We start from the raw sequence: 13,719 nt of genomic DNA on the forward strand, positions 1-13,719 counted from the left end.
TGGTATCCCAAGTATGGCGGGTTTGCGGCTGTCGAACCGCGCCTGACCCGAACATGACAGTTTTCACAAACCTGAAACATTCAAGCCATAATATTGAAGCTTCTTCGGTTATTTTATCCTGCACACCATGAGCACAACCATACTGGTCATTGAAGACGAACCCGCGATCCAGGAGCTGATTTCAGTCAACCTGTCATTTGCAGGACACAAAGTACTGCGGGCCTTCGACGCCGAACAGGCGCAAACCCTGATCCGCGCCGAACTTCCCGACCTAATCCTGCTTGACTGGATGCTGCCCGGCGCATCGGGCATTACGCTGGCAAAGAAACTGCGCGCCGACGAGCGTACCCGCCAAGTGCCCGTCATTATGCTGACAGCCAAGGGTGCCGAAAGCGACAAGATAGAAGGCCTTGAGGCCGGCGCCGATGACTACATCACCAAACCGTTTTCGCCCAAAGAGCTCATGGCGCGCATCAAGGCCGTACTGCGCCGCCGCGCGCCGCAGCTCACCGACGACCTCATTCAAATTGGCACGTTAAAACTCGACCCGGCCACGCACCGCGTGACAGGCAACGGGCTGTCACTGACAGTCGGCCCCACCGAGTTCCGTCTGCTGCACTTTTTCATGACCCACACCGAACGTGTGTTTTCGCGCGCACAGCTGCTCGACCAGGTGTGGGGCGACCACGTTTTTGTCGAAGAGCGCACAGTAGACGTACATATCCGGCGCCTGCGCAAAGCGCTTGAGCCCAGCGCGCACGAAAATCACATTGAAACCGTACGCGGTGCAGGGTACCGCTTTGCCGTGCAACTGCCGCAAGCGCCGAACAAACCAGCCGGCACCTGATCATGCCCAAGACCCTCGCCTATATTGCCCTCTGGATGATGCTTGCCATGGCGGTAGGCTACTGGACAACGCCCACCGCGGGGTGGGTCTTGCTGACAGCCGGGCTATCGCTCATGGTTCTGGCCAGCGGACGGCAATTAACGCAAATTCGTAAATGGGTCACCGACTTCTCGGCGTCGCCCCCCGCCTCTGTCGGCCCCTGGGACGAAATCATTGCCCCGATATATCGCGAAATTCGCCGAAATAGCGCGCATATCAAAGAGCTTGACCAGCACATCGACAACATTATGCTGGCGGCGGAGGCCTTGCCCGACGGCGCCATTACCCTTGATGCAGACATGATGGTGACGTGGTGCAATAAAACCGCGTGCGCTCACACTGGGCTGGATCTTCAAAAAGACCGCAACTACAGTATTTTCAATATCTTGCGATCGCCCGAATTCAACAAGTACGCGCGGCAATCTACGTGGCCCGAACCCATGCTGCTGCATCACACGGCACACGATCACGTCGAACGAGCCTTACAGCTGCAGCTTACTCGTTATGGCGCCGACCAATACCTGGTTGTCACACGCGACGTCACGCAAGTAGAAAAACTCGAAACCACGCGCAAAGACTTTGTGGCCAATGTGTCCCACGAACTGCGCACCCCGTTGACCGTTCTGTCCGGGTTTCTGGAAACGCTGCACGATATCCCGCGCGAAGAAATTTCAGACGAGCAACGCAAACACTATCTTGACCTGATGATGCAACAGGCCAGCCGCATGCAAGCCATTGTGGCCGACTTGCTGACGCTATCTACACTGGAGTCGTCGCCCACCCAGGCCGGCGAACCGGTTCATATGAAAGAAGTGATCGACCGGGCGCTGGAACAAGCCAAATTGCTGTCGGCCGGACAGCATGTGTTTGTAGAAAACATTGCCGACGACCTGTATATAAAAGGCATTGAAACCGAGCTGGCGTCGGCAGTCAGCAACCTGCTGACCAATGCCATCAGATACACGCCCAAAGACGGCACCATTACCACCAGTTGGTACCTGACCGAATCGGGGCTGGCTTGCTACTCGGTGCAAGACACGGGCATAGGCATTGCGGCGCAAGATATCCCGCGCCTGACCGAACGTTTTTACCGCGTGGACCGCGGGCGCTCACGCGCTACCGGCGGCACCGGCCTTGGCCTGGCCATCACAAAGCATGTCGCCATGCGCCACAACGCCGAATTGCACATACAAAGCCGTATCGGCGCAGGCAGCATATTTTCGCTGGAATTTCCGGCGTCACGCGTGATGACGCCGCCCAGCCCATAAGCCCGGAGCGCGGTAACCTTTTAAACCAGCACCCGCTCGATTCCGCCTGCGTTAGCCGTCTTCACGTAGTCTTCCATCCATGACTCGCCCAATACATGGCGCGCCATCTCAACAACGATGTAGTCTGCCTGCATGCCAGTATCGCCCTCGTACCGCGACAAGCCCTGCAAACATGACGGGCACGAGGTCAGGATCTTGACCTGGCCATCGTAACCATCGGCCCGAACCTGAGCGGTGTTCTTGACCAGTTCTTCTTGCTTGCGGAAACGTACTTGCGTTGAGACGTCGGGACGGCTGACGGCTAACGTACCCGATTCGCCACAGCAGCGGTCTGTTTTGACGGCGCTGTCGCCCACCAGCGCCTTGACCGTTTTCATGGGGTCTTGCAGCTTCATGGGGGTATGGCAAGGGTCGTGATACATGTAGCGGCTACCCGTCACGCCATCAAGTTTCATACCTTTTTCAAGCAGATACTCGTGGATGTCGATGAGACGGCAACCCGGGAAAATTTTCTCAAACTCGTAACCGGCCAACTGGTCGTAACAGGTACCGCAACTGACCACGACGGTTTTGATGTCGAGGTAGTTTAGGGTGTTTGCCACCCGATGGAACAACACCCGGTTATCGGTGATGATTTTTTCGGCCTTGTCGGTCATGCCATTGCCACGTTGCGGGTAGCCACAGCACAAATAGCCCGGCGGCAATACCGTTTGCACCCCGGCATGCCACAACATGGCCTGCGTCGCTAACCCAACCTGGGAGAACAACCGCTCAGACCCGCAACCTGGGAAATAAAAGACAGCCTCGGTGTCGGCCGTAGTTGAAGACGGGTTACGAATAATGGGCACGTAATTGGCGTCTTCGATGTCGAGCAATTTGCGCGCTGTTTGCTTGGGCAAGCCTCCCGGCATTTTTTTATTGATGAAATGCACGACCTGTTCGCGGATAGGTGCCTTACCAATGGTGGCTGGGGGCTGCTCGACCTGCTTGCGCGCAGGCGCCGCCAACAGGTCATGGGCGAACCTTTGCGCCTTGTAGCCCAGGTCGACCATCGCCGTGCGCGTGGCCTTGATGACACGCGGATCTTTCGCATTAAGAAAGAACATCGCGGCCGTCGTACCGGGATTGAAAGACTTTTTACCCATGCGGCGCAACAAGGCGCGCATTTCCATGGAGACATCGCCAAAGTCGATATCGACCGGACAGGGGTTGTAGCACTTGTGGCACACCGTGCAGTGATCGGCCACATCTTCAAATTCGGACCAGTGATGCAAACTGATGCCACGTCGCGTTTGCTCTTCGTACAAGAAGGCTTCGATCAGTAAAGACGTTGCCAGAATTTTATTGCGCGGCGAATACAGCAAGTTGGCGCGCGGAACATGTGTTGAGCAAACAGGCTTGCACTTGCCGCAACGCAGGCAATCTTTGATGGCAGTGGAAATAGCGCCAATTTCGCTTTGCTGCATGATGAGCGACTCGTGCCCCAGCAGGTTGAAGCTGGGCGTCCAGGCATGACGCAAATCGGCCCCAGGCATGAGCTTGCCGGCGTTAAACCGACCCTGTGGGTCGATACGACGCTTGTAGTCCTGGAAAGGCTGCAGCTCTTCTTGAGTCAAAAACTCGAACTTGGTCAGACCAATGCCGTGCTCACCTGAAATCACGCCATCGAGGTCGCGAGCGATTTGCATAATACGGGCCACGGCCTCGTTGGCCTCGCCCAGCATCTCGTAGTTGTCTGAGTTGACAGGGATATTGGTGTGCACGTTGCCATCGCCAGCGTGCATGTGCAACGCTACAAAAACCCGGCCTTTAAGCACTCGGTCGTGGATGGCCTGAATTTCGGCCAGAACTGCCGCACAAGCGGCACCCGCAAAATAGCGCTCCATCAGGGCACGGACTTCGGTCTTCCAGGAAATACGAATGGTGTGGTCCTGGATCACGTCGAAAACACGCACACCCGGCTGCTGCGCAACGCGCTCGGTCAGCCCTTGTACAGCATCGGCCATACCGATGGACGGCAGCACTGCAAGTGCCTGATCCAACGGCATATCGAGATTTTCAAGAAGCCATGTCCAGCGGTTACGGACATCGCGCAGGGTATCGAGCGCGTCTTGCGTGCGATCGTGAAGGATTTCGGCACGGGTTTGCTCGGCATCATCGGCGTCTTCAGATTTGCCTACCGGCAAATCGCCGCTACCCAAAAAGACTTCAAGCGCATCGAGCAAACGCAACTTGTTGCGGGTCGACAGCTCGATGTTGATCCGTTCGATGGCGTCGGTGTATTCGCCCATACGGTTCAACGGAATCACAACGTCTTCGTTGATTTTAAATGCGTTGGTATGCCGCGCAATGGCGGCGGTACGTGCGCGATCGAGCCAGAACTTTTTGCGGGCTTCGGCACTTACGGCGACAAACCCTTCGCCATGACGGGTATTGGACAAGCGCACGACTTCGCTGGTGGCCAGCGCAACAGCGTCGGCATCATCGCCAACAATATCGCCAATGAGCACCATTTTGGGCAGCCCGCCGCGTTTGCTTTTTGTGGCGTAACCCACCGCACGCAAATAACGTTCGTCGAGGTGTTCGAGCCCAGCCAGAATGGCGCCTTTTTCGCGCCCGGTGCTATCGAGATAATCTTTAATTTCGACAATCGACGGGATCGCATCGCGCGCCTGCCCAAAAAACTCGAGACAGACCGTTCGGGTATGCGCCGGCATGCGGTGCAATACCCATCGCGCCGACGTGATCAAGCCATCGCAGCCTTCTTTCTGGATACCCGGCAAGCCAGCCAGGAATTTATCGGTCACGTCTTTACCCAAACCGGCTTTGCGGAACCGACGCCCCTCGATGACCAGTGTTTCGGTGCGAAGCAAACGCTCGCCCGGTGCGGCGCTGCCGTCAAACCACTTGACCTCGAATGTCGCCTCGGCAACATCGTGAATTTTGCCCATATTGTGGCCAATACGGGTCACCTCGAGCCAGTTGCCATCGGGGTCGACCATACGCCACCACGCAAGATTGTCGAGGGCAGTACCCCACAGCACAGCTTTCTTGCCGCCAGCATTCATGGCTACGTTGCCGCCAACACACGAAGCTTCGGCCGAGGTAGGATCGACGGCGAACACAAAGCCTGCAGCTTCGGCCGCCTCGGTAACCCGCTTTGTCACAACCCCTGCGCCCGACCACACGGTAGCCACAGGTTGATCGACGCCGGGCAGCGTTGTGGTTTCAACCGCCCCTAATTGGTCGAGCTTTTCGGTGTTAATGACGACTGAGCGCCAGGTAAGCGGAATTGCACCACCGGTATAACCAGTACCACCGCCTCGCGGAATTATGGTGAGCTCGAGCTCGATACAGGCGCGCACCAAGGCGGCCATTTCGCGCTCGGAGTCGGGGGTCAGGACAACAAAGGGATACTCGACACGCCAATCGGTAGCGTCGGTGACGTGCGATACGCGCGACAAACCGTCGAACTTGATGTTGTCTTTAGCCGTAACCTTGGCCAAACGGCGCTGTACTTTTTTACGCAATTCGCGGGTTTGCTCGAACTCGTATTCGAACGCACTGACCGCGCCGCGCGCCGCTTGCAGCAGCAAAACAACTTTGTTGTCGCGGTCCGGATCACTGGGGTCGCGACGTCGATCAATTTCGGACAGACGGTGTTGCAGGGCCTCGATCAGTATGGCCAGGCGCTTCGGGTTTTCGAGAAGATCGTCTTGAAGGTAAGGGTTGCGGCGCACTACCCAGATATCACCCAGCACCTCGAAGAGCATGCGGGCCGAACGACCGGTACGCCGTTCGGTACGCAGATCGGACAGCCAGTGCCAGGCTTCCTCACCCAACAACCGGGACACAATCTCGCGATCGGAGAACGATGTGTAGTTGTAAGGGATTTCACGCAAACGCGGCACGTCTGGCGAAGGCGATTTAGAGGCAAGCAACTGACTGGCTAGAGGGGCGTTCATGAAGTCGCATTCAAAAGGATGACATGGTTAACCCTCAGTTTACTTCATCAGTCAAGCCGGCGACGAGATCATCACTACCCAAAAAACCATGAAACCGAGAGGGCTAAAACCATATAACGCAAGCACTTGCCCACAGCAATGTAAAAAACCGATGTCCAGAAGGGCAGTTTCAACCAGCCTGCCACGGCGCATAGCGGGTCACCGATAACAGGCAACCACGACAACAAAAGCACCGGGGCGCCCCACCGGTGCGTCCAAGCTTGGGCCCTCATCGTCCAAGGGCCGGCCTGTGACGGGTCGGCATAGTGCTCGTACACAGCTTCCGCCCCCCTGCCCATGCCATAGGTAATCACGCCCCCCAGCGTATTGCCCAGCGTTGCCACGGCAACCGCCGCCCACAACATATCGGGGGCAACGTTCAAATACGCCAGTAAAACGGCCTCTGACCCCATGGGTAACAGCGTCGCCGAAACCAGGCTGGCCAGAAAAATGGCCGTCAACCCGGCCTGCGGCAGCGCCAGGGTCCGAAAAAGCCCGTCAAACAAGTCCATCATCGCAATTTCCATGGCGTGCAGTGTAGCGTCAAGCCGCCATTTCGCTGTGGTAATCTAGTTCTTTACGTGCACCCTTTGCGCCCCAACCCATCATGTCCACCGACTACCTCAAACGCATCCTTACCTCAAAAGTCTACGACGTCGCCATCGAATCCCCGCTCGAATTTGCACCGCAAATTTCTGCACGTACCAACAACAACTTTTATCTCAAGCGCGAAGACACACAAGCCGTCTTCAGCTTCAAGCTGCGTGGCGCCTATAACAAAATGGCCAACCTCAGCCAGGCCGAACTCAAGCGCGGGGTCATTGCCGCTTCAGCCGGCAACCACGCCCAGGGCGTTGCGCTGTCAGCACGCAAGCTGGGCTGCCGGGCGGTCATCGTCATGCCCACCACTACGCCAAAGGTCAAGGTCAACGCCGTGCAAGCCTTGGGCGGCGAGACGGTTTTGGTCGGCAACAGTTATTCCGACGCCTACCTGCACGCCAAAGAGCTCGAGAAAAAAGAAAAACTCACATTCGTGCACCCTTTTGATGACCCCGACGTCATTGCCGGGCAGGGCACCATTGGCATGGAAATCCTGCGCCAGCACCCCGGCCCGATCGATGCCGTTTTCGCTGCTATCGGCGGAGGCGGGCTGATCGCCGGCGTTGCCAGCTACATCAAGCAACTGCGCCCCGACATCAAAATCATCGGGGTACAAACCGAAGACTCCAACGCCATGATCCGCAGCGTCAAGGCGGGCCGCCGCATCGAACTGAACGACGTGGGTCTGTTTTCCGACGGTACGGCTGTTAAACAAGTCGGTCTCGAAACATTCCGGCTCACCCGCGAATACGTCGACGACTTCATTACGGTCGATACCGACGCCATCTGCGGTGCCATCAAAGACGTTTTCCAAGACACACGCAGCGTGCTTGAACCCTCGGGCGCACTAGCCATTGCCGGCGCCAAACGCTATGCCGCGCTACACAAGCTAAAAAATAAAAATCTGGTGGCCATTGCCAGCGGCGCCAACATGAACTTCGACCGGCTACGCTTTGTAGCCGACCGGGCCGATGTGGGCGAAGCCCGCGAAGCGCTGTTTGCGCTCACCATCCCCGAACAGCGCGGCAGCTTTCTTAAACTGTGCGAAACCATCGGCTCACGCAGTGTCACCGAGTTCAACTACCGTATTTCCGACGCGTCTAGTGCACACGTATTTGTCGGCGTGCAAATTAGCGCCGCCACCGAGCCCGAGAAAATCGCCGCCACGCTACGCAAAAAAGGCTTCGAAACCCTCGATCTGACGCACAACGAAATGGCCAAGACGCACTTGCGTTTCATGGTGGGGGGCCGCTCGTCGCTGGCCGAACACGAAATGCTGTTCCGCTTCGAGTTCCCCGAGCGGCCAGGCGCCCTGATGAAGTTTTTAAGCGCCATGAGCCCCGACTGGAACATCAGCTTGTTCCACTATCGCAATCAAGGCGACGACTATGGCCGTATTTTGGTTGGCCTGCAGGTCCCTCCATCCGACAAAAAAGACTTCAAGGCCTTTTTAGACGGCTTGGGATACCCCTACTGGAACGAAACCGAAAACCCGGCGTACCGGCTATTTCTGTAAGCCGCTCATCACGCCGTCAGGCACATGCGGTCGTATGGCCAAAAAAATTGCCGGCCCTTGTTTGGGTCGGCAATTTTTTATACTAAACCGCTAAAGCGCTTAGAAGCTGCAAACGGTATAAATAGGCAAGCCAGTTTCTTTAAGGATGTCAGACCCGCCCAGTTCGGGCAAATCGATAATTGCAGCAGCCTCGACCACATTGGCCCCCAAACGCTGCAACAGTTTAGCCGCCGCTACCATGGTGCCGCCGGTGGCAATCAGGTCGTCGATCAACAAAACCCGCTGACCCGGCTTTACCGCATCGGTGTGCATTTCGACCGTCGCGTTTCCGTATTCAAGGGTGTACTCTTCAGCCAGCGTTTGGTAGGGCAACTTGCCCTTTTTGCGCACCGGCACGAAACCCAGGTTAAGTTCGTACGCCAGCACCGACCCCAAAATAAAACCACGGGCATCGACCCCGGCCACTAAATCGAGCCGCTGACGCATATAGCGATAAACGAACAAGTCGACCAGAACACGGAACGAGCGGGGATCTTGTAATATCGGGGTAATGTCTCGAAACGTTACACCCGGGCTTGGCCAGTCTGGGACGCTGCGGATGGCATTGCGAATGTACTCTGCTGGGTCGGTATGCATTTAAATTGCCGTAAGACATAAAGTTGGACTTAGGGTTAACTATAACCTTAATTTAAAATGACAAGATGACATCATCACCGCTTTCCACCACCGAAACGCTGGCATCGGCGCGCCGTACGCTGCATACCGAAATCAGTGCGCTTCAAGCGCTCAACGACCGTCTCGACGCGTCGTTTCACACGGCCGTACAAAAAATACTGTCGTGCCAGGGCAAAGTGGTTGTGACGGGTATCGGAAAGTCGGGTCATATCGGTCGCAAAATCGCGGCCACCCTGGCGTCTACCGGCACACCCGCTTTTTTCATGCATGGCGTCGAAGCCATACATGGTGACTTGGGCATGCTCACGGCACAAGATGTCGTTATGGCCATCTCGTATTCGGGTGCCGCCCAGGAACTCATGACCGTCCTGTCGGTCTGTAAACGTATGGCCGTCCCCATCATCGCCATCACAGGCCACCCCGGCTCCGAGCTTGCCGCCAATGCCGACATCCACCTTAACGTGCATGTCGACCACGAAGCGTGCCCGCTTAACCTGGCCCCCACCGCAAGCACAACAGCCACCATGGCGCTGGGCGACGCCATTGCCGTTGCCTGCCTCGAGGCCCGTGGTTTTCAGGCCGAAGACTTCGCCTTGTCGCACCCCGGCGGCGCGCTAGGGCGCAGGCTGCTTACCCATGTCCGCGATGTCATGCGTTCGGGCGAGGCCCTACCCATCGTGCACGAAGCCACGCCAATGCCCGAAGCGCTACAAGAAATGTCGCGCAAAGGCATGGGCATGACGATCGTCATCAACGAGGCACGCGCCCCTGTAGGCATTTTCACCGATGGCGACTTGCGACGCCTGATCAGTCGCGAAGGCGATATCCGACACCTCCGCGTTGCCGACGGCATGTCGCGCAACCCCAAATACGTATCGGCCAACGCGCTGGCCGTCGAAGCCGCCACACTGATGGACACCAACCATCTGACTCAGGTCGTCGTCGTCGACGAGCATGGCTTGCTTATCGGCGCCCTGCACATGCACGACCTAATGGCCGCAAAGGTAATTTAATTCATGAAACCCATTTCAATCCCCCACCCTGCCGAAGCCCTTATCCTGGCCAAAGTCAACAGCGCCGTCATCGACCGCGCCCGAGAAGTCCGCTTGATGGCCTTCGACATCGACGGCATCCTGACTGATGGCGGCCTGTGGTACGGTGAAAACGGCGAACTGGTCAAACGCTTCAACTCGCTCGACGGTTACGGTTTACGCATGCTGCGCGAAAGCGGCATTGCCGTCTCTTTTATTACCGGGCGCAAAGGCCCCATCGTCGCCCGCCGCGCCGCCGAACTAGGCATCGAAATGGTGCAGCAAGGCGTGCGCGATAAGGTCCAGGGGTTAACAAGCATGGCTCAAGAACTGGGCTGCACCCTTGACCAGGTCGGCTTCATGGGCGACGACATTATGGACCTGGCCGCACTCCAGCGCGTTGGGTTCTCTGCCAGCGTCCCCAATGCGCCAGCGTATATTTTTCAAGCAGTGCATTGGGTCTCGTCGGTCAATGGCGGGCACGGTGCGGCGCGCGAATGCTGCGACCTCATTCTTGCCGCGCAAGGTCGGCTTAGCACGTTCCTGCAGCCCAACACCGTCATTTTGGGCGACGTCACTCAATAATGAAAGAACGTCTCCCTTCTCTCGTCGCGCTTTTACTGCTCGTTTCACTGGTTTTTTTAAGCTGGTGGGCGGCCGATTACACCTTGCGCTCTGTTCTGCTCGACGAACCTCGCCGCCTTACACACGAACCCGACGCATGGTCGCAAAAATTTGTCATGATTCGCACCAACGAAGCCGGAGTTGCCATCAACCGCCTCGAGGGCGACTACATGGTGCACTACCCTGACGACGACTCGTACGAAATCGATGTAGCACGAGCCGTCGGACAGCGCGTGGGTTCACCGGTAACGGTTGCCACCGGCAACAAGGCCATCATGGACAAGGACGATAGCCGTATAACCCTCTCGGGCGATGCCAAATTACATCGCGTCCCCTACGACGACCGACCGGCCCTCGATGTCACCAGCGAACAGCTTATTTTGCTGCCCGACGAAGATGTTGCGTACACCAACCTGCCCGCTTTGGTGGTCAACGGGAAGTCGCGCATTAACGGAAAAGGCATGCGCTACGACAACGACTCTCGTACACTTGAGGTTTTCTCCGCCAGCGACGTAAAAATTTCCGGCGAAGAATCCCGTAAACGCTCCGATAGCCAGAACAGCAACGGGCCTGACACGCAAACACCATGACTTCAAATCGCCCCACTACTCTTACGTCTTTACTGGCCTGTACCTTGCTATGCCTGGGCTTTACAGCCAATGCCCAGCAGGCTCAGGGCAATGCCCCCGCCGAAGAGCCCGACACACTCATTTTGTCTGACACGCTCAACTACGACGATGCCAAAAAAGAAAGCACCTTCACCGGCAACGTCGTCATGACGCGCGGTCAAATGACACTTAACTCCGACGTCCTCGTCATGCGCGAAGATGCCGAAGGCTTCCAGTACGGTACCGCTACGGCCGACAAGGGCAAGCTGGTGTTCATTCGCCAAGAAACCCCCGAAAAATTCGAGGTTGTCGAAGCCCGCGGTCTTCGCGCCGAATACGATGGCAAAACTGAAACCATCGAAATGATCGGACAGTCCATCGTGACCAAATTTGTTTGCGGCAAAGCTTTCGACACCATCAGCGGCGAACGGGTCAAGTACAACCAATCGACTAGCGTTTATCAGGCATTTGGCGGCCCCAACTCGGCCGCACGCGGTGGGCGTGTGCGCTCGCTGGCCACACCCGGCGCCAAGGCAGAAGCCGCTGCAGCTGCTTGCCAGCAAAAGTCCAAACCTTAAGGCAGTACGCATGGCTTCTACAGCACCACATCGCGCGCCGCTGCGCGCGGCCAGCGATCAACCAGGTAGCCTGACAGCTACCGGCTTGAAAAAAACCTACGGCAAACGCACTGTTGTACAAGACGTCTCGCTATCGGTCGACAGTGGCGAGGTCGTCGGGCTACTTGGCCCCAACGGCGCTGGCAAAACCACCAGTTTCTACATGATCGTGGGTATTGTCCCCACCGACTCGGGCCGCATCGAAATTGACGGCGTCCCTATTACGGCCATGCCCATGCACAAACGGGCACGGCTGGGTCTGTCATACCTGCCGCAAGACGCCTCGGTGTTTCGTCGGCTCACGGTCGAACAAAACATTCAGGCCGTCCTCGAGCTACAAGCCGACGAGGCGGGTCAGCCTCTGACCCGGAATGAAATCAACAGTCGCCTGGAATCATTGCTCGACGAACTGCAAATCCAACACATTCGCAGCAATACCGCCATCTCGCTTTCGGGCGGCGAACGCCGACGCGTCGAAATTGCACGAGCACTGGCAACCCACCCCCGCTTCATCCTGCTCGACGAACCCTTCGCGGGCGTCGACCCCATCGCGGTCATCGAAATCCAGCGCATTGTGCACTTTCTCAAGTCACGCAACATCGGTGTGCTTATTACCGACCACAACGTACGCGAAACGCTGGGCATTTGCGACCGCGCCTACATCATCAGCGAAGGCAAAGTGCTGACCAACGGCCACCCCGACGAAATCATCGACAACGAGGCTGTTCGTCAGGTTTATCTAGGCAAAAATTTCCGGATGTAAGTTCGACCCGGCCAAACCCCGGGTCACAACACGCGGTTTATTTGATTTTCGACAAACCCTGTGTTTACCCCACTTGCTTTCGCCGCCGCAGGCGATACACTGAAAACGTTGACACTACCAAGGAGGCCCCTAAGTATCCGTAAACGGCGCCATGCGCCAAGTGTTGTTTTTAATAGGAGCTCAACATGAACCTGAGTATTACCGGTCGTCACCTCGAAGTAACCCCTGCCATCGATGAATACGTCAAAACGAAACTGGCACGGGTTTCCCGACATTTTGATCACGTTATCGACACCCAGGTTATGCTCTCTGTAGAGCGTCTGAAGCATACGGCCGAGGTCACCATGCGCTTGCGCGGCAAAGACTTGCACTGCGAAGCCTCCAACGAAAACCTCTACGCCGCCATCGATCTGCTGGCAGACAAAATCGACCGTCAGGTCATCAAATATAAAGATAAAGTTCAAGACCACACCCACGATCCGCTAAAACGGCAGGAAATCCCCGCCGAATAGCATCATCCGGCCCGCCAGTTGCCCCGGCGCTAATGGCGCAACGGTGATGCAAATCTGCAGGCCCATGAGTCAGCCCCAATCACTTAAAAGTGTTGGGGCTTTCGTACATTAGGGCCCGCACTTTCTGTAAACTCATTACCCTCATATAATGTTCACTATGAACTTAATGTCGCGTATTTTGCCTCTGCAGAACATCGTGCTTGACCTCGAAGCCACCAGCAAGAAACGTGCCTTCGAACAAGCCGCCCTGCTGTTTGAAAACCACCACGGCATCGCACGTACGGCCGTTTTCCAAAGCCTTATCGGGCGCGAACGGCTTGGGTCTACGGCGCTAGGCCACCTTATTGCCGTGCCGCACGGCCGCATCAAGGGCCTCAAAGAACCCGTAGCCGCGTTTTACCGGCTGGCCGAACCGGTACGCTTCGACCCGAACGACGGTCGCCAGGCCAGCATGCTGTTTTTCTTGCTAGTCCCCGAGGCCGCCACACAAATTCACCTCGACCTACTCGCTGAAATCGCCCGGCTTGCCGCCGACGAAACACTGCGGCAAAAACTGGCTTCCGCCACCGATCCGGCCGAGATTCACCAGTTACTGACTGCCAGTTCTTCGTAACG

Annotated in this window: 13 protein-coding genes; 10 read left to right on the plus strand and 3 right to left on the minus strand. The window is 56.9% G+C overall.

Annotated features, from left to right (window positions below; translation table 11 throughout):
* Positions 1-127: 127 nt before the first annotated feature.
* Both phoB and phoR read left to right on the plus strand, forming a co-directional pair.
* Entirely contained in the window at positions 128-847 is a 720-nt protein-coding gene (gene phoB, locus CHR62_RS10600) for a phosphate regulon transcriptional regulator PhoB (RefSeq protein ID WP_093969502.1), read from the plus strand.
* 2 nt (positions 848-849) lie between these two features.
* On the plus strand, positions 850-2,154 hold the full coding sequence (gene phoR / locus CHR62_RS10605) for a phosphate regulon sensor histidine kinase PhoR (protein WP_123660907.1): 1,305 nt from the start codon (positions 850-852) through the stop codon (positions 2,152-2,154).
* Positions 2,155-2,174: 20 nt separating this feature from the next.
* On the opposite strand, the gene CHR62_RS10610 is transcribed toward phoR, so the two are convergent.
* Positions 2,175-6,119, minus strand: coding sequence for an FAD/FMN-binding oxidoreductase (locus tag CHR62_RS10610; protein WP_123660908.1), 3,945 nt, complete (start codon positions 6,117-6,119; stop codon positions 2,175-2,177).
* Between the two features lie 74 nt (positions 6,120-6,193).
* Complete coding sequence (locus CHR62_RS10615; RefSeq protein ID WP_233574961.1) at positions 6,194-6,673, minus strand: YqaA family protein; 480 nt, start codon at positions 6,671-6,673, stop codon at positions 6,194-6,196.
* Between the two features lie 92 nt (positions 6,674-6,765).
* On the opposite strand from CHR62_RS10615, the gene ilvA reads away from it, so the two are divergent.
* The gene (gene ilvA, locus CHR62_RS10620; protein ID WP_123660910.1) at positions 6,766-8,274 is read left to right on the plus strand and encodes a threonine ammonia-lyase, biosynthetic; all 1,509 of its coding nucleotides are present in this window, start codon (positions 6,766-6,768) and stop codon (positions 8,272-8,274) included.
* 99 nt (positions 8,275-8,373) lie between these two features.
* Here the strand turns inward: ilvA and CHR62_RS10625 are convergent, their stop codons facing one another.
* A complete protein-coding gene (locus tag CHR62_RS10625; RefSeq protein ID WP_093969507.1) occupies positions 8,374-8,910 on the minus strand; it encodes an adenine phosphoribosyltransferase in 537 nt (178 codons plus the stop codon).
* 65 nt (positions 8,911-8,975) lie between these two features.
* Between CHR62_RS10625 and CHR62_RS10630 the strand changes: the two genes are divergently transcribed.
* The 7 genes from CHR62_RS10630 to CHR62_RS10660 all read left to right on the plus strand — a co-directional run bounded on the left by CHR62_RS10630 (position 8,976) and on the right by CHR62_RS10660 (position 13,717).
* Positions 8,976-9,962, plus strand: coding sequence for an SIS domain-containing protein (locus CHR62_RS10630; RefSeq protein ID WP_123660911.1), 987 nt, complete (start codon positions 8,976-8,978; stop codon positions 9,960-9,962).
* Positions 9,963-9,965: 3 nt separating this feature from the next.
* Positions 9,966-10,565 (plus strand): HAD family hydrolase, encoded by a 600-nt coding sequence (locus tag CHR62_RS10635; protein WP_123660912.1) that lies wholly within the window; start codon positions 9,966-9,968, stop codon positions 10,563-10,565.
* A complete protein-coding gene (gene lptC, locus CHR62_RS10640) occupies positions 10,565-11,194 on the plus strand; it encodes an LPS export ABC transporter periplasmic protein LptC (protein ID WP_123660913.1) in 630 nt (209 codons plus the stop codon). Before CHR62_RS10635 ends, lptC begins: the two co-directional genes overlap by 1 nt.
* Positions 11,191-11,790 carry a lipopolysaccharide transport periplasmic protein LptA gene (lptA, locus tag CHR62_RS10645; protein WP_123660914.1) on the plus strand — a complete coding sequence of 200 codons (600 nt, stop codon included), beginning with the start codon at positions 11,191-11,193 and terminating at the stop codon, positions 11,788-11,790. The genes lptC and lptA overlap by 4 nt, the downstream gene beginning before the upstream one ends.
* 10 nt (positions 11,791-11,800) lie before the next feature.
* Positions 11,801-12,592 (plus strand): LPS export ABC transporter ATP-binding protein, encoded by a 792-nt coding sequence (lptB, locus tag CHR62_RS10650; RefSeq protein WP_123660915.1) that lies wholly within the window; start codon positions 11,801-11,803, stop codon positions 12,590-12,592.
* A 185-nt stretch (positions 12,593-12,777) separates the two neighbouring features.
* Positions 12,778-13,104: a ribosome hibernation-promoting factor, HPF/YfiA family gene (hpf, locus tag CHR62_RS10655; protein ID WP_093969513.1), complete on the plus strand. Its 327-nt coding sequence runs from the start codon at positions 12,778-12,780 to the stop codon at positions 13,102-13,104.
* Positions 13,105-13,261: 157 nt separating this feature from the next.
* Complete coding sequence (locus CHR62_RS10660; RefSeq protein WP_199722928.1) at positions 13,262-13,717, plus strand: PTS sugar transporter subunit IIA; 456 nt, start codon at positions 13,262-13,264, stop codon at positions 13,715-13,717.
* Positions 13,718-13,719: the final 2 nt, after the last annotated feature.

The organism is Pusillimonas sp. NJUB218, assembly GCF_003788685.1.
Lineage (GTDB): Bacteria > Pseudomonadota > Gammaproteobacteria > Burkholderiales > Burkholderiaceae_B > Neopusillimonas.